This window comes from Actinokineospora sp. NBRC 105648 (genome assembly GCF_030269645.1).
Taxonomy (GTDB): Bacteria; Actinomycetota; Actinomycetes; order Mycobacteriales; family Pseudonocardiaceae; genus Actinokineospora.
Map to the genome: position 1 here is coordinate 23,933 of NZ_BSTR01000056.1, position 16,199 is coordinate 40,131.

Annotated in this window: 15 protein-coding genes and 1 pseudogene; 5 read left to right on the plus strand and 11 right to left on the minus strand. The window is 67.1% G+C overall.

From position 1 onward, the window contains the following. Window positions 1-527: 527 nt before the first annotated feature. Window positions 528-1,421 (plus strand): annotated as a pseudogene (locus QSK30_RS37025) (IS630 family transposase); the annotation flags it as partial. Here the strand turns inward: QSK30_RS37025 and QSK30_RS37030 are convergent. Both QSK30_RS37030 and QSK30_RS31695 read right to left on the minus strand, forming a co-directional pair. Next, window positions 1,338-1,877 (minus strand): helix-turn-helix domain-containing protein, encoded by a 540-nt coding sequence (locus tag QSK30_RS37030; RefSeq protein WP_352231654.1) that lies wholly within the window; start codon window positions 1,875-1,877, stop codon window positions 1,338-1,340. The pseudogene QSK30_RS37025 and the gene QSK30_RS37030 sit on opposite strands and share 84 nt — an antisense overlap. A 206-nt stretch (window positions 1,878-2,083) precedes the next feature. Continuing rightward, entirely contained in the window at window positions 2,084-2,446 is a 363-nt protein-coding gene (locus tag QSK30_RS31695; protein ID WP_285508565.1) for a hypothetical protein, read from the minus strand. Between the two features lie 112 nt (window positions 2,447-2,558). Between QSK30_RS31695 and QSK30_RS31700 the strand changes: the two genes are divergently transcribed. Then, window positions 2,559-3,355 (plus strand): IS5 family transposase gene (locus tag QSK30_RS31700; protein ID WP_285508598.1). Its coding sequence is split into 2 segments (ribosomal slippage): window positions 2,559-2,889 and window positions 2,889-3,355, totalling 798 coding nucleotides; the frame shifts between segments, so codons are not numbered across the junction. On the opposite strand, the gene QSK30_RS31705 is transcribed toward QSK30_RS31700, so the two are convergent. From QSK30_RS31705 to QSK30_RS31730, 6 genes are all read right to left on the minus strand, one after another. Then, window positions 3,345-4,871, minus strand: coding sequence for a hypothetical protein (locus tag QSK30_RS31705; RefSeq protein ID WP_285508567.1), 1,527 nt, complete (start codon window positions 4,869-4,871; stop codon window positions 3,345-3,347). The genes QSK30_RS31700 and QSK30_RS31705 overlap by 11 nt on opposite strands. A gap of 389 nt (window positions 4,872-5,260) precedes the next feature. Continuing rightward, window positions 5,261-5,665, minus strand: a complete 405-nt coding sequence (locus QSK30_RS31710) for a hypothetical protein (protein WP_285508569.1) — start codon at window positions 5,663-5,665, stop codon at window positions 5,261-5,263. Window positions 5,666-5,777: 112 nt separating this feature from the next. Beyond that, complete coding sequence (locus QSK30_RS31715; RefSeq protein ID WP_285508571.1) at window positions 5,778-6,221, minus strand: XRE family transcriptional regulator; 444 nt, start codon at window positions 6,219-6,221, stop codon at window positions 5,778-5,780. 119 nt (window positions 6,222-6,340) lie between these two features. Further along, the gene (locus QSK30_RS31720; protein ID WP_285508573.1) at window positions 6,341-6,694 is read right to left on the minus strand and encodes a hypothetical protein; all 354 of its coding nucleotides are present in this window, start codon (window positions 6,692-6,694) and stop codon (window positions 6,341-6,343) included. A 99-nt stretch (window positions 6,695-6,793) separates the two neighbouring features. Continuing rightward, complete coding sequence (locus tag QSK30_RS31725; RefSeq protein WP_285508575.1) at window positions 6,794-7,489, minus strand: hypothetical protein; 696 nt, start codon at window positions 7,487-7,489, stop codon at window positions 6,794-6,796. Further along, a complete protein-coding gene (locus QSK30_RS31730) occupies window positions 7,483-7,917 on the minus strand; it encodes a hypothetical protein (protein ID WP_285508576.1) in 435 nt (144 codons plus the stop codon). Before QSK30_RS31730 ends, QSK30_RS31725 begins: the two co-directional genes overlap by 7 nt. A gap of 424 nt (window positions 7,918-8,341) precedes the next feature. On the opposite strand from QSK30_RS31730, the gene QSK30_RS37035 reads away from it, so the two are divergent. The 3 genes from QSK30_RS37035 to QSK30_RS31740 all read left to right on the plus strand — a co-directional run bounded on the left by QSK30_RS37035 (window position 8,342) and on the right by QSK30_RS31740 (window position 10,656). Continuing rightward, a complete protein-coding gene (locus QSK30_RS37035) occupies window positions 8,342-8,926 on the plus strand; it encodes a helix-turn-helix transcriptional regulator (protein ID WP_352231653.1) in 585 nt (194 codons plus the stop codon). Beyond that, window positions 8,854-9,657 (plus strand): NsdA family TPR-like regulatory protein, encoded by an 804-nt coding sequence (locus QSK30_RS37215; protein WP_502871917.1) that lies wholly within the window; start codon window positions 8,854-8,856, stop codon window positions 9,655-9,657. The genes QSK30_RS37035 and QSK30_RS37215 overlap by 73 nt, the downstream gene beginning before the upstream one ends. A gap of 501 nt (window positions 9,658-10,158) precedes the next feature. Next, window positions 10,159-10,656: a hypothetical protein gene (locus QSK30_RS31740; protein ID WP_285508578.1), complete on the plus strand. Its 498-nt coding sequence runs from the start codon at window positions 10,159-10,161 to the stop codon at window positions 10,654-10,656. A 417-nt stretch (window positions 10,657-11,073) separates the two neighbouring features. On the opposite strand, the gene QSK30_RS31745 is transcribed toward QSK30_RS31740, so the two are convergent. From QSK30_RS31745 to QSK30_RS31755, 3 genes are read right to left on the minus strand one after another with little or no spacing between them, the layout of a single operon-like run. Continuing rightward, complete coding sequence (locus QSK30_RS31745) at window positions 11,074-11,892, minus strand: thiopeptide-type bacteriocin biosynthesis protein (RefSeq protein WP_285508579.1); 819 nt, start codon at window positions 11,890-11,892, stop codon at window positions 11,074-11,076. A 17-nt stretch (window positions 11,893-11,909) separates the two neighbouring features. Further along, the gene (locus QSK30_RS31750; RefSeq protein ID WP_285508580.1) at window positions 11,910-13,136 is read right to left on the minus strand and encodes a lanthionine synthetase C family protein; all 1,227 of its coding nucleotides are present in this window, start codon (window positions 13,134-13,136) and stop codon (window positions 11,910-11,912) included. After that, window positions 13,133-16,135, minus strand: a complete 3,003-nt coding sequence (locus QSK30_RS31755) for a lantibiotic dehydratase (RefSeq protein ID WP_285508581.1) — start codon at window positions 16,133-16,135, stop codon at window positions 13,133-13,135. The genes QSK30_RS31750 and QSK30_RS31755 overlap by 4 nt, the downstream gene beginning before the upstream one ends. Window positions 16,136-16,199 lie beyond the last annotated feature (64 nt).

The following is a 16,199-nucleotide window of genomic DNA, read 5'->3' on the forward strand; positions in this document are numbered from 1 at the left end:
CTGACCAGAGGCCGATCCGTCCTCGACAGCGTCAGGTGTTGATCATGGGACGCCGAGCTTAGCCTGGCTGAGTGTTCGGATCTGGTGGCCGGCAACGCCGCGTTGACGCTGTGGGCGGCACACGTGAGGTCCTTCATCGATCTGGACTGAAAGTAGCCCGCGATCGGGGGGCGACATAGATAACGTCGTGCGATCGGAGTGATACCGCAAACCTCACCGAACTACCGCGCGACTACCGCACACAACGATCGGCAGGGCCACGCAGACCTCGAAGCGTTGTCGCGGGCGACGAGGTAAGTTCGCCTCGGGCGACTACGTACCTGTGGAAAGTGTTGTCTGCGGTGCCACAACCACCCCACGCAACCACACCGCCTGCTGAAACCCTCATCCAAGATCCAGTACTGGGTCGGGCGATCTCAACCTTCTGGACAGCATCACTAGTGCCTCATCAAGGAACGTTGGCGTGGTAATCGTGTCGCGTGGACATCCGGGCTGGTGATCGGGAGGCTTGCCGGTGGAGGTGAGTCATGGCGCGCAAGCCTGAGGTGTTCGTGCGGTCGCTGGAGCCGGTGGAAGCGCAGCGGCTGGTCAAGATCACGAGGTCTGCCCGGGATCGGGTGCGGCTGCGACGGTCCGGGATTGTGCTGGCCCCGTCGCAAGGCCGGTCTGCGGGTGAGATTGCGGAGATGTTCGCCGCGACGGAAGGTTATGTGCGGGAAGTGATCCACGCGTTCAACGAGTCCGGGTTCGCGGCGTTGGACCCAAAATGGAAGGGTGGCCGACCTCGTAAGTTCGGGGCGGCCGCCCGGGACCAGATCTGCCGCATCGCCGCCTGCAAGCCCACTGAATTGGTGTTGCCGTTCACGACCTGGAGCTTGGCCAAGCTGGTCGACTACCTCGCCGAGCACGCCTGGATCAGGGCGAGTACCGAGACCATCCGCCAGATCCTGCGCGTGGCCGGTGTGTCATGGCAGGCGACGAAGACGTGGAAAACCAGCAAGGATCCGGACTTCATGGCCAAGAAGAGTCGCATCCTGGACTTATATGATCAGCCGCCCGCCGACGGGCGAGTGCTCTGTGTTGACGAGTTCGGGCCGCTGAACCTGCAGCCCAGACCAGGACACGGCTGGTTCCCGAAGGGCCGGCCGGCCCGGCAGCGCGCTACCTACACTCGCACCAAAGGCGTGCGGCACATGTTCGCCGCGCTCGACCTGGCCACCGGGCAGATGTTCCACCGGTTCCGTGACCGCAAGCGCCGGCTGCAGTTCCTCGACTTCTGCAAGCAACTCCGCCGCCGCTTCCCCACCGGCAAGCTCGACCTGGTCTGCGACAACTACCTACCGCATGGCAAAGCCGAGGTCAGGACCTGGTGCGCGGCCAATGGCATCGAGCTGGTCCACACGCCCACCAACGCCTCCTGGTTGAACTGGATGGGTCTGCTGCTCGTAGGCGCGACGTGCCGGGCGTTGCGGGGTGAACCCGTGGCGACGCAGCCACAGCCCCACGCCCTGCTCGGTCATGTCGACACCCACGACCAGCCTGATCAACTCGACCGTCGCCTGACGGGTCCACAACGGGCCGCCGATCAACAGTTCCTCAGGCGTGTAGGCGGCCATCGCCTCGAACACAGTGCCCCGATCCCCCGGACCGATCAACTCGGCCGGGCCGGGCCGTCCCCCACGGGTCGCCAGGCCGTCGCGACCATCCCGCCGATAAGCCCGCCACCACGTTCCCACCGACCGCTCCGAGACCCGGAACACCTCCGCCGCCTGCCGATAGCCCACGACTCTCCCGGACTCCAACGCGGCAACCACCCGCAACCGCAGCACCTCACGCTCCGCAGGCGACAACCGGTGCGCACCCTTGACCTCGATCACAAACGGATCAATCTACAGGAACATGATCACTTTCGGCTCAATAGTTCACACATAAGGTCTCTCTGAGCAGCCATTAACGAGCTACAACGGCGTATAACAGTAGGTCAACGGCATCGTAGGTTGGCTCGGCGGCCGTCATCGCAGCCAAGGTGCGGATCGCCGAACTGGAGGACGTTCATCCACCTGTGCGGGCCCCACCGGGCTCGTCAGGGGCTGCTGTTCGGCGGCTGGGTGTTGTGCAGGTGGTTCCAGGTACGGGTTCCGATGGCAAGCCGCGCCAAGGTGCGGATGAGGGCTGCGGTGGAGGCAAGGATTTTTCGGGCCGACGTGGCGAGGTTGGGGAGAAAGTAGCGGAAGTCGGCGTACGAGGATTGGCAGAATCCGGTGTAGACGCCGAGGAAGATGAGCAGCGTCAGGGCAATGGCCGTCGCGGATGTCCAGTCGATCAGCAGGCCGTTGGTGAGCGTGATGATAGCGGTCGAGGCGCCGAGGACGAGTGCTCGTTGCGGCGGTGCTGGGGATCTGGTGAGGAGGAAGGTCGCGATCGCGGATAGGGCAATGACGATCAAGCCCTGTTTCGTGCTGGGTACTCCTGCGGCCACTCCCAACGTCACGGCGATAAGAGCGTGTCTCACTTGGATCTTGGTAGTTGATCGGACATGATCTTCGGCCGTGGACGAGTTGTCATTGCGGTTGGTGCCGGATGAGTTGTGGGGGTTGGTGGAGCCGTTGATCCCGCCTGCGGGTCGTCGTCGGCAGGGTGGTGGCAGGTCGGTGGCCGATCCTCGCGCGGTGTTCACCGCGATCGTGTTCGTGTTGACCAGCGGTTGTGCGTGGCGACATCTGCCGCCGTCGTTCGGGGTGACGGTGCCGACCGCGCACCGGTGGTTCAGCACGTGGACCGAGGCCGGGCTCTGGGGGCGGCTGCAACGAGCGGTGCTCGACGAACTCGGGGCCCGGGGGATGATCGACTGGTCGAGAGCGGTGCTCGACGGCGCGGCCGTTCGGGCGAAAAAGGGGGCTCTCTGACCGGTCCGTCACCGGTCGACCGGGGCAAGAACGGCTCCAAGATCCACGCCCTGTCCGACCGGGCCGGGATCCCCCTGGTAGTCGGGGTGTCCGCGGCCAACACCAACGACCACCAAGCTCTCACGACGATGGTCTCCGCCATCCCCCGCATCCGAACCCGGGGCGGGCGGCGACGGTTCCGACCCGACAAACTCCACGCCGACAAGGCCTACGACGTCCGCGACCTACGCCGATGGCTCACCGAACGCGGCATCATCGTCCGCGTCAGCCGCAAAGGCGTCGATACCTCCGAGCGGCTCGGCCGACACCGATGGGTCATCGAACGCACCATCGCCTGGCTCACCGGACGCCGCAGACTCACCATCCGCTACGAGACCAAAGCCACCCATTACCTCGCCTTCGTCACCCTCGCCGCCGCCCTCACCTGCTGGAACAAACTCACCAAATAAGACACGCTCTAAGTACGCCGATGTTCCATGGGGCCGTCAGCGACGTTCGTCCTGAGACTGGCTTGATCGTCAGGGCCTCCGGCGGAGGCGGCGAGGTCACTTCTGTTATACGGGAGCCAGTAAAACGGAGCAGGTGGAACAGGTGCGGCTTAGCGCGTAGCGCGGGCGGGTAGAAGAGCGGGTCCGGGCCGCCGAAGCAGTGGCCGGTTGCTTCGATCGCCCAGGTGAGGGTCACGAACATGACGCCGAAGCTCCAAGCGGCGACGGCGAAAGCGGCCAAGTGCCAGTCCAGTACAAGCCCCGCGAGCACCAGGCCGAACGAGGTGCGCAGGGTGTAGCCCGCGCCGACGATCAGCCAGATGGCGACCGCACGGCCCATCGACTCCGACCCTTGCGTGCGCAAAGCCTCGTAGGCCACCGCGAACACCCACACACCGCCGATCGCGACCAGCAGGGGCCAAGTCAACGGGGTCACGACCAGGGCGACCGTCACGGCGAGGGCCATTCGCACAGCGATCACGAGAATGCTAGTGCTCACGGCGAACTTCGTCCCGCGACCGGTGGGCAACCTCCCGCGTTCCTGGCGTGCGGGGTGGTTGATGTCGTCGGTGAGGCCGCGGATGTCGTTCCACTGGTACCGGGCCTGGTACAAGAGGTACTCGAACGTCAGCCAACCGACCAGCGCGGTTAGGTGAGCAGGCGTGGCGCTGGGGCCGACCAGCAGCGAACCCACCACGTACGCGACGGGGATGAACAGCCACTTGATGAGGTCCTGCGGCCGTGGGAGCAGGAGGTACGACCACATCGAGCGTTCCCCGGGCACCTTCCTGGTCGGGACGGGGACCAGGGCCGCCATCGCGGGATAGCCGCCGTCGGCCAGCTTGCTCGCCGCGACGCGCAGCAGCGCCCGACCGCCGGTGTTGACCGTGAACCCCTGGCGGATCAACAGGAGCAGGACGGGGCCGTAGAACAGCAGCATGCCGAGCCGCGCGCCGAGCCCCAGCTTGAACGACACGAACACTAGCCAGCCCGCGAGCGCGACGATGAAGGTGGTGACCAGGTAGACCAGCATCACCAGATACGCCCGCGACCCGCGCCTCGGGCTGGTGATGGCCAGCAGCAGCTCCGTGCCTGACGCCGCGGTTACCGCCGGGATCGCGGCCATCGGTTTCGGCACGTAGGCCCGCAGCTCGTTCTCGACTGCGCGCATGTAGAAGCTCTTGATCGTGATCTGCGTACCAAGCATCACGATGTAGGCCAACACTGCGACCGGCAACGCGGGCGCCACCACGTACACCGGTTCGGCCAGCTCGTAGCAACTCCCCTGTGCCCGCGCCGCCGCCGCGCTCGCTCCACGGAATCGGCAGTCCCCGACGAGGATCGCGAAGAGACCGGCCAGCAGGGCGACGAACACGCTCGCCAGCGCTGCCTGGCTGTTCGTTGTCGCTCGCTCGTCGTCCCGCAGCGCCTGGTAGTCGACCAACAGCACATCGAGCTCACGTCCGGTAACCGTCACCGGAGCATGATCCCCTACCGCCCTTGCGGCTGCGCCCTACGCCTTGGCCGGACATGGTCGAGGTTCCTGAGGAGGTTCGAGAGGGGGAGACCCATATCCGCTGGAACAAGCACGGGTACGCCCCGGTTGCAGCAGCATCCGCGCTGGGGAGCACTGCGGGGAGAAATGCGGAGCAGAAATTCCTGTCGAACCGCTCAGAACTGCACTCAACACTTCTGAACGTACTCGTATTGACCTGCCGAAATGAGATTCCGGCAGGTGAACACGATATGGCGTATATAGTTCACACATAAGGGCTCTCTGAGTAGCGCTCAACGACCTACAACGGCGTCTACCGGCCGGTCAACGGCATCGTACGGCTGGCTCGGGAGTCGTAGGACGGTGAGCACTTAAGGAGTTGTTGAGGCGTGCATGCGCAGCCAGTGCAGTTCCCAGTCGCCGGTTCGAGCGGTCGCGTCTCCCGTGATCGTGTCTCCGTCGAGGGGTGCGACCACGGTGATGGAGGTGTCGTCGGCCAGCTGTCCGAACAGCATGGCCTTCGGCTGTTCTTCGGAGGGCACGAGGCAGACGCTGGTGTGGGTCAGGGTGTTGCGCCATGCCAGCAGGTGGCCGCAGGCTTGGCCGAGTTCACCGGCGACGTAGATCTCTACTCGCCCGGGGCCGATGCCGGTGGCGAACAGGTCGAGGCTGGCCACCGACAGCGAGGGGTGGCGCTCGAGGTGGGCGTGGGCGGCCTCGGACAAGCGGGTCAGTTCACCCCAGAGAAAGGGCCGAGCGTCCAACGTTGTGGGCATAGTGCCGTCTCCATCAGGTTTATTTCTCAAGGAATCGTGGGCGTCGGATAACCGGCATCACGGTTTTGTTGTGGTGTTCGACTGGTATCGATCATGTCGAAGTGTGTACGGCTCACTCGTCGGCGCCGGTGGGGTCTGTGTGTTGTTTCAGGTTCTGTTCGGCCGCGGTGATCGCGTCGTCGAGTTCGTTGAGGCTTCTCATGGTGTTGTAGAGTTCAGTGCCCAGGCGGCGTACCCGTTGGCGGAGGCGGGCCAGTTCCAGCGGGTTCTGCGAGAGGGGCACGCCGTCCCATCGAGCCGACTTCTGTGCCTGCGAGGGTGGTAGTGGTTTCTGGTTGTTGAGGACGGCGTGCAGGTGGCCTGGGTGGAGGCCGAGAGCGGTGGAGATGGACTCGAGTGTGCGGACGCTTCGGTGGCGTTGGGCGCTATTGTTTTGCAGTTCCCCCACGATGGCCTTCGACACGCGGGATCGCGCGATCAGCTGTTGTTGCGTCATACCGCTCAGGTTCAGGTGCTTGACGATTGTCGCCGCTACCGCTGCCCAGTTCTCCGACATTTACTGTTCCCATCGCTAATCGTGCACCCACAGTTCGTGAAATGCCGCACCCGTTCGGGGGGCCGCGGGCTGGTGAGACAGGGGATCGAGGCACCCAAGGTCACGAGGTGCGGAGCCGGTCACAAACCGTTGGCCTGTAACCAATCGCGGTGGCCTGGCATGTAGGTCACCTCGCCACGGCCCTGAGCTCGGTACTGGGCCAGCAGCTCGTTCAACCGCGTGGGGGTGGGGCCGATCGTCGCCGCGAGCCGGGTGAGCAGATCCGGTCCGAGGCGAACGACTCCCCCGGCCGACCGCGGGCGGGAGCAGGCCCAACGACGGGGCCCGGGTGGAACATCCCGATCCGCCACCACCGCCGCCACGTCCGCCCACACCGTCCAGTCGAGCAGGACAGTGAGCAGGGTGGCCCGGTCCGCCTCGTCGCCGAGCTCGGCCAACCTCGATGGACAGACCGGCGAGGCGCCTCTCGTCAACCGCCAACTGCATCCCGTTGCCGCACAAGCCACATAGGCGCGCGCGCCTACGTCGGGAGAGGGGTGGCCGTGCTGGCGACCGGGGATCACAGGTGCCGCTCACCGCCGCACCCGTTCTCCGCAGGCCGGGTCCCGTCGAGCCATGACCAGCTCGACCACCTCGCCGGTCGCGACCTCCAAGGGCCGGGCGCCGTTGTCGATCGTGACGACCCCGCCGGGATGATCGGGAAGCATCCCGCGCAGCATGAACTCACGTCGGCGCAGGGCCCCGACGTCCTCGTCGGAGTGCCGGGGTCTCGCACCGGCGCGGCGGGCGCGGGCGCGCAGGCGGTCCAGGCGGGTCGTCGGGGACGCGAGCACGAACACGGTGACCGTCGGGTGGTGGCGCACCTGCGAGACCAGCGCCGCCAGCCACTCGATCGCGCGAGACTCACCCTCGATCGCCCCGGACGCGACCAGGTCCGGTACCAGCGACGACAGGACGCCCGCGCGGTGCCGGTCCTTGAGGACCACCTCGCCCCGGTCCAACGCAGGCTCGATCACCCGCTCATCCAGGTAATACAGATCAGCCACGACCTCCAACGCGCGCGTCAGAGCCGTCGCGTCGACCTCATCCGGTCCACCCCTCGGGAACCAGTCGCGGTCCGACGCCGCGAGCAGCCGGTGCCCGGGCTCGCTGTGGGAGAACTCCGGGACACGACTGGCCGGCACACCCCGCCGCGTCAACTCCGTGTGCACCGACCGCACCAGGCTGCTCACCCCCGCCCCACCCAGACCCTCGAACGCGATCAACACAGGCCCTCCCCCAGACCCGACCCGGCGGGGGCTGTGGCGACAAGACACCACACCACCCGACCCCGGTGACCGTGGACCGTCGACCCCCACCCCTCCACCGCCGCCAACACCCGCGCCCCGGCGAGCCGGGGATCAGGATCAACGGATCCGGTGTCCCACACCTCCACCCCCACCGCCTCCGAATACAGCGACAGGCGAAGCACCAGCTCGTCCGACACCGCCCCCGAGGTGGTCGCGATCGAGTGCGCGGTCAACTCCACCAACGCCGCATCGACCACCGACGCCACCCCGGGCACCAGATCCCAGCGCTGCGACACCGAGGCGGCGAACAACCGGGCACAACACAGCGCGGTCGGCCTGGCGACCAGCCACAGCTCGTCCACGGCCCGCACCACCACCGGCGTCTCCCGACCCAGAGCCGCGGTCACCGGCACAGCCCGTCCGGGGCATGGTCGGCGGGGCCGACGACGGGGGCATCACCGCCGGCCCCGCCAGTCGGAGAGCAGCGCAGCAACCCCCGGTTGTGCTCGGCCAGGACAATCCACGAACACGGCCAAGCGGTCGCGCAACGACCACACACACCCTTAAACGGGAGGTGCGTGGTCGACACCGCCGCCACCAATCGCCGAAGACGCTCGAGAGCACCGCCAAGACGATCAGACAACACGACCGGCCCCGCCACGTCCTCGCTGCTCATCGACCCTCCCTTGCATTGTCGACCGCTCACACAGGCCCTACGATGCAAGGGAACCAACAGTCACCAACCAAATACACAGCGTTCCACCCGCGATACCCCGGCGAAAACCTGCGAGCAACCGCCCCACCAGCGCGAACACCCCGAGGGACCCTCACATGGCAGCCAAGCGACACCGCCTAGCCGCACGGCGAAAATCACTCGGCCTCAGCCAAGAAGCCCTCGCGGAACGCCTCAACGTCGACGCCACCACCGTCGGACGCTGGGAATCAGGCATCCAAACCCCACAACCATGGCTACGCCCGAGAATCGCGAAACAACTCCACATAGACACCGAACAACTCGAGCAATTCCTTACAGACCCAGTCACGCCAGACACGGCGAGTGATTCCGCCAATCTGAACCCACCTGCGAAGGCCTCCCCCAGACCTTACGAAAGCACATCACAGAGGCGCGGAGATGCCGGTGAATCTGTCTCCGGAGCTCAGATCTCGACCCCGGCCACGGTTGACGCGGACAGGGAAACCTGCGACATGGAACTGGCGTGGGAGTTCGCGCGCCGGGTCGCGGCCAGTGACGTCTCCGACGAAACCGTGACTCGCATTGACAATCTTTCGACGACCTGGCCATCGCCTACTCCACCACCTCACCCGCCGACCTTCTGCCGCAACTGCGCACCCACCTGGGCTATGTCGCCTCGCTGCTGGACAAACGATCCACGATTGCCGAGAAGCAACGCCTGATCGTCGCGGGCGGCTGGCTGTCGCTGCTCGCGGCCACCTGCCACATCGACCTCCAGCACCGGCAAGCCGCGACCGGCTACCTGCGCACCGCCGCGAGCCTCGCCCGACACGCCGAACACGCCGAGATCCGCGCCTGGTGCTACGAAACCGAGGCATGGCGCGTCCTGACCGACGGCGACTACCCCAAAGCCATCGAACTCTCCCGCGCCGCCCAACACCACGCCCCGCCCGGCAGCTCAGCCGCGATCCAAGCCGCCGCACAGGAAGGCCGAGCCCACGCCCGCCTAGGCGACACAAGCCAGACAACCAACGCCATCACCACTGTCCACCAACTCGTCAACCCCCTGCCACCCAGCGACGTCGAACACCACTACCACTACGACCCGCACAAAGCCATCGCCTACACCGCCACCACCCTGGCCTGGGCAGGAGACCCAGCCGCCGAAACACACGCCCGCGACATCGAACGCCTACGACCCGCGACACCCACCACCCCCACTCGATGGCCACGCAGGGTCGCCTCCGCACACCTCGACCTCGCCTTGGCACTGACCACCACCGGCCACATCGACGAGGCATGCCACGCCACACTCCAAGCCATCGAATCCGGCCGCATCGTCCCCAGCAACATATGGCGCGTCACCGAAATAGTCCACCAAATCGACAAGATCGACACCCCAGACGCCGCGACCTTACGCGACGCTTACCACGGTCTCATTTTGGGGCCATAACCAAAAGCCCGATCTACGGCCCCGAGGATCCTCATCATGGAATGGTGTAGGCGCAGTACCAGCCCGGCGTCGGAGGCGAAGGTTTCCTGCGCCCCAACTGACGACTAGTAACGGACAATCGGGATAGAGCTTTTGGGCTCGCAACGCTGGCGGATAGGTGAAAGCTGTGAAGCAGATCAGTCAACAGAGTCAAGCTCATGGCCTCTGCCACATCGCCTTGGCCGCTGTGCTCGCCGAGGACGCTCCCCCAACTTCGGGACCGCCCTGTCGCCCAGCATAACGGCCGACGGCGTTGGCGTCCGTGTTGCACGCGCCAGGCCCGAGCCCCTGTTGTGAGGGAGCCAACGGAGTTGAGCGTTCTCAAGGCGGGTCGGATCGACCTCCTCCGCAAGTCTGCTTGCACGATCGGGTGAGTTGGTCGTCGTAGGCTGAGCGAGTGATTTGGTCGGCTCTGGCTCACGGGATGTTAACGCCGCGCGGAGCAGCAGCGAAGTAAGCGATATGACCTCATTGAGCAAACGATTGAACATTGTTGCAGCCAGCGTCGTGGTGTCGTTGGGGATCGCCATCCCCGCACAGGCCATGGCAGAGTCGCCATCGATCGTTACCGGAGTGGGCGAGGGCGGCGGGAGCGGCGGGAGCGGATCGCTCCAGCCCTTCAACCTGCAGGGGGTAATCCAGAACCAGGGCTACCAGTCACAGGGATATGGCCGTCGAGTGAAAATCCGCGGCTACTCGCGGTTGGCGAACTCAAGCAACAACCGGGTCGACGCCGACTACATCAACGTCCGGTGCAATGCCTACGACACACTTGGCGGCTACACGACCGACTACGACTCCGAGAATGGCGGCTCGCTCGTCGACGTGAACTTCGCGTCGAACTTCGTCTACGGCGTCGGAGACGCCCGCAAGATCCGGGTCAACTGCACCCACTATGCCACCAAGGCCGGCGAGGTGTACCAGACAACCAGCGAGCTGGAGATCGTCATTCCCGGCTGAACCACCCCACCCACCAGACGGCACGCCACGGCAGGCCTCGACGACGTGGTGGCAGCAGCAGGATTCGCCACAGCCACCCTGCTCGCCGCCGGAACACCTCCGTTTCCTGCTCGAGCGCTAGCTGTCATCGTGTTCGACGTCGACCGCAAGTTGAGCGTTCGCCGTACCGCGCTCAACGCGATCACCGCGTTCCGGACACTCGCAGCGAAGATCTTCTTGTGCGCAGCCTCGACCTCGCCGCGCGCGACCTGCAGGCCATTTGCCGGACTTGAACGGAACTCGGCCGCGGCCGGGAGTGGAAGGGCCGGGTGGAGCAGGAGAACTGGCCCGCCTCAGGTTTTGCCAACGCTCAACCGCGCGCGTGATGAAGCAACGGAACCGCCGGGGCAATCGAGCGGCGGGCGCAGTTGACGACCTTCAGCCGAATACGACCTCTCGCGCCGTGGCGGCGAGGAGGCTCTGGGTTTGGTAGGGCAGTCCGAGTCGGTTCCAGTGGAAGATCACGTGGTGGGCGAGGATGGCACGTAGACCTCTGGTGAGCTGGCCATGACGGGCGAGGCCGCCCAGTACGTTTCCGGCTGTCTGGAACGCGGTGGTCCATTCGGCGAGGTCTGCGAGTCCGCCGTCCGGTTGGAGCAGTGGGCTGTTCGGGCTGGCGTCCACACTCATCAGTCGTTTGAGGCCAGCGGTAAACGACGGTTGAGGTTCGTCCGCGGTCTGTGGTCGCGGCGGTCGGTTTTCGGCGACGCGCGCCCAGACGTCGCCCTGTTCGTACCAGTCCTGTCCGGCCGCGCGCAGGAGTACGCTGCACAGCAGTATTGTGTGTTCGCGGCGATGGTCGGGACCGATCGGGCGAGTGAGGATGTACTTGCTGTCGTGGTGAAAAAGTCGATGCGCAATGGCCATTCCGTCGGTACCACCGAAAGCGTGGGTCTCGGGTTCGTAAATGGTGTCGAACCAAGTTCTGATGCGCTCGCTGGACTGAAGATTGTTCAGCACCTCGGTGACGGCCCGGTGGGCGTCGGCCGCTCTGTCGGGTTGTTCGGGTAGGTAACGCAGTCGCCAGTGGGGTGCTTTGCGGACGAACCACCATAATGTGGCGACGTCGTTGATGGTGGGGAGTAGCCGCTGGGACATGATCTGCTCGGCGGTGGCGTAGTCGGTGAACTCGACGGTGACCTGCGCCCAGACCGGGTCCAGGTGCGGTGGCTGCAGGTCGGTGGGATCGGTACTCATCTATTCCCCTGGCGTGATTAGGCGAGCAGCAGGCAGGAGTCCCATTTCGACCACGGAGCCGTGTTGGTTGCTGCGGTGGTCAGGGCGAGTGCGGCTCCGACGCTGCCTTCGAGCAGTTCGACGTTGGGCGGCGTGGTCGTCAGTCGGTCTCGCAGCAGGGCGGTGAGGGTGGGGAGGTGGTGGGCGAGTTGGTCGTTGGTGGCGTCGGTTGCGGTGCGCCAGGTGGTGTGGAGTAGTCCGGCGGCGCCGTGGCAGAGGCTGGGGTCGATGACGCGGGCGAGTTGGGTCGGGTCGTTCAGGCAGCCGAGCAAGGCCTTTTCAGCGGTGTGTTGGCGGGCGGTGTCGTTGATGGCGAGGGCTGCGAGTTGTTGGGCTCGGGCGATGCCGGGTGTGCCGTAGCACCATGACGGCTGGGCCGGTCCCGGTTGATCGCAGTGCTGGGACTGGGCTTCGGTCAGGGTGATCGTGCGGGGCCACCAGGGGCCTGCGGGGTGTGGTTGCTGCCAGGTGTCGAGCCAGGTGCAGATCCGGGTGATCGCCTCGGTGTGTCCGTCGACGTCGATGCCGCGGCGTCGTGCGAGGGCGAGCAGGGCGAGGGGGCCGGTGATGCCGTGTGCCATGCCGAAGTTGCCGTGCCCACCGGGGTAGTCGGCCGGTGGCTGCCCGGTCGGGCCGTGCTCGACCCACCACCCCGGCAACTCGTCAGCGTGATGCAGGGGCTGGGTCAGCCGAACGAGATAACCGAGTACCTCGATGGTCAACGGGGACTCGGGCGTGCGGAGCAGGTGGTGGGCGCCCAGGCCGGTCAAGCCGCGGAGCAGGTCGAACTCGGCCAGCACGGGGCGCTCACCTCGGTCGATGCGGGCGTGTGCCGCCGAGAGTCTGAGCCGAGTCACCTGGTCGGTGGCGACCTCCAGGGCGGCCAAGGCTTGTCGGTAGCCGCCCGTGGCTTTGGCCGCCGCGCGGGTCAGGAATGCCAGGGCGGGCACCCCGTAGAACAGGCACGCGCCGGGTCCGCCGTTGAGGTCGCCGCTGGAAGCGGCCGAAAGCCAGGTGTGCGCGGTCGCCCACTGCTCGGGGCGGGTGAAGGCGCGTTCGATGTGCAGGAGAGCGACCCCGGCGCTGCCGCCTGCCAGCGACTGGGGTCGCGGTGTGTGGACGCTGGTGTACGCGGCCTCGGGGTCTGCCAAGCCTGCTGCGATGTTCTCGGCCAGGGCAGCCAGTTCGGGTTGGTCGCGGCTCATCGGCGGCCATCCAGCCGGGTTGTCTGGCTCAGGGCGGCGGTGCGGGCCAGGCGGTGGCTGAGCCGCTCGGCTGCCGGTGCGATCCCGAGGACGCGGATACTGTGCAGATGCAGCAGTGCCGCCAACACCGAATCCGGTGAGGGCGCCCCCGGCTGAGCGAGGGCGGCACGGTAGGCGGTCAGCGCGTCGCGGCGCGCGGCCCAGGTCGCCGCGATGCGATCACCGTCGGGGAGGGTGCGCACTGCGGCGTGGTCTGCGCTGGGGTCGGCCAAGCGCAGTGCTTGGTCGTAGACCGTGCGGTCGGGCGCAGGGATCGGGGCGGTGTTGAGGTGTTCGATCAACCACGCGGTGCCGGCGGTGTGGTCGCCGGTGAATGCCGCGGCGAGGTCGAGCAGGCTCGCGGCGGTCAAGGCCGCGCCGTCGGCGGCACCGGGGCAGGCGAGGTGTGCGCGTTGCGTGAGGGCGGCGGCGGAGTCTGCGATGAAGACCTCCTCGGCCGCGGCCATCGCGGGGCCGTGGCCGAAGCGGCCGGTTTCGGGGTGGTAGGTGTCCATCTGCATCGTCGCGACCAGGCCGTGCTCCCGTAGCCGTGAGACCCATTCGCCGAGAGAGGCGGTGAGCGGGCCGAAGTTCGCGGGATCGGCGAGTCGGATGCGTAGCCGCAGGTGGTGCTCGGGGTCGCGGTAGGGCAGGAACCACCAGCCGATCGGTTGGTCCAGTGTGGACAGTAAGTCGGGCAGGTGGTTGGCAAGGAGGGTGGTGTGCCGGTCGGGGTGGCCGTAGAGCTTGCAGAACAGCCACCGCCCGAGGCCGGGTAGGCGTCCGTCTCCCGCGGTGGTCGTGGTGATCGGTGCGGTGCGGGCCGGCAGTGGTGGCCAGGTGCGGGCGTGGGTGGACGCGAGCGGTATGACGATCTCGTGGGCGTGTCCGTCGATCCAGCCGAACACGTCGTCGGTGGGGGCTTCCTGCACGGTGGCGTGTCCGTGCCGGTCGAGCTGGGCGCGGAGCAGGTGCAGGTGTGCGGGTTCGTCGAGGTTCAGGCGCAGGCGTTGGTCGTTGCCACCGAGGTAGACCATCGCGGGCACCATCGCTCGACCTCGCCAGTCGGCTGCTGCAGCCGTCCACTCCGGCCACAGGGCACCTGTGCCGGGAAGGTCGGCGGAGGTGAGACTCCAGCGAGCGGGTGCGAGGACGGTGCGGCGGTAGGTCAGCCGGGGCAGGAACGGCAGTTGGGCAGCGATTCCCCACGAGAACGGGCCCCAGGTCGCGGCCCTTGCGGTGGTCAGCTCGCAGGCCAGTCGCAGTAGCGGGTGGGAGAAGTTGGTGAACTCCACCGCGCTGAACACCTCCGGCTCGAGCGGCCGCGCGGTCGCACGCGACCACAGGGTGAACCGGTGCGCGTCGCCGACGACCACCAGGTCCTGCGGGGTGAGCACGGTGTGGGACGCGGGGCGGTGTTCGCCGATCGAGAGCAGGTCGGACAGGACCTGCGGGTGGCGGGCGAGGGTCTCGGTCTCGGTGTAGAGCGGTGGGCAGGACACCTGGACCCGCAGCGCACCCTCGTTCACCGGCGACAGCTCGGCGTAGGCGCGGGTCATGCGGTCGCGGTCGGTGTCATCGAACAGGTCGAGGAACCGGCCCGCGGTGGTGCCCGCCGCGCGGAACGCCCCGGACACGACCAGGTGGAACTCGCCTTGGTCGAGCGCGGTCCGGCTGCGCGCGTGCACCCGGGCCGCGAGTTCGGCGTGCGCGGGCCACTGCGCCCGTGTGAGGTTGTCGGCTTGGAGTTCGGTGATCGTCGCATCGTCGAGGGTGATCTCAATGTGCCGGTTCAGGGCCGCGGTCTGGGCTAGTCGCACGAGGACGGTGTCGCGGTCGGTGACCCGCGGTGCCGGGGGTTCGAGCAGGGAGCCGCGGTATCCGGCGGGGTATCCGAGACCGATGTCAGGATCCACCAGCTCCGGCAGCGGCACGGCCGCGCCGACGCCATAGCGCTCCAGGAACCGGGCGTGGTAGTCCAGCCAGCGCGGTGCGCCGAAGGGATGGGGTGTCAGCCGTGCCAGCATGCCCGCGGCGCGTGCGACCTCCTCAGCCACCAGGCGAGGCAGCACGACGTGGGCGTCCATGCGCAGGTCGGTTCCACCGGCGGTCTCGGGTGCGGGGTGTTCGCGCAGCCGGGCGAGCGGGCCAGCTGCGGTGGGAATGTCCTCGGCGTGTGCGTCGGCGATGGCTGCTTGGACGTGGCTCACGGGGTCGGCCACGGTCATCGGCGGGCGCAGGCCGGTGAGCAGGACTCGCTGCTCGACCAGCGCGATCAGCATCGTGGTGATCACCGGCCGGGCCGTGTCGGGGAACTCGGCGACCAGCAGCTCGGCGAGATCGTCCACCCGGATCGGGGTCCGCGCTTCGCGCGTGATCAGTTCGATGGCGCGGGTGTGGCGGATTGACACCTCGGCGGGGTCGGTGCGGGCGGCGTCGGGGTTGGGGTGCTGGCGCAGGCTGATGATCAGCCTGTCGTCGCGCACGGCGGCGGTGTTGTTCAGCACCACGGGCAGCCGCTCGGTCATCCCCGGGCAGCGCTCCAGTTCACTCACCAGACCGGAGAGCCAGACCGCGTCCGCGCGGGTGGTGGTGCGGTGGTCATCGCCGATCCGGACCACGGTGGCCGGGCCGAACCCGGTGGGCGCGACGCCGGCGAACAGGCCGAATGGTGTGGCGCGGCTGGATGCTCGCAGCCGGTAGCGCATCAGCGACACGACCGCGCCGCGCACCTGCCGGGGCCGCTGCTCGACTCCCGCGCACACCTCGGCCACGCGCCGCGCCAAGTGCGGACTGGCCGTGGCCACCGCGTGGGCGAACGGCTCGTCGGTCCAGGCCCGGACCAGCCAGTCGCGCCACCGCGGCACGTGATCGCCGGTCAGGTCCGGCCACGGGTGTACTTGCGCGTCGATCGGTTGGGTCGCCAGTCGGAGCATGGCCGCGTCCACGACGGTGAACACCTCGAACAGCCCCCTCGACAAGGACGGCCTGGCGGCGAGCGTCCTGCCGCCAGGCCGTCGGTCA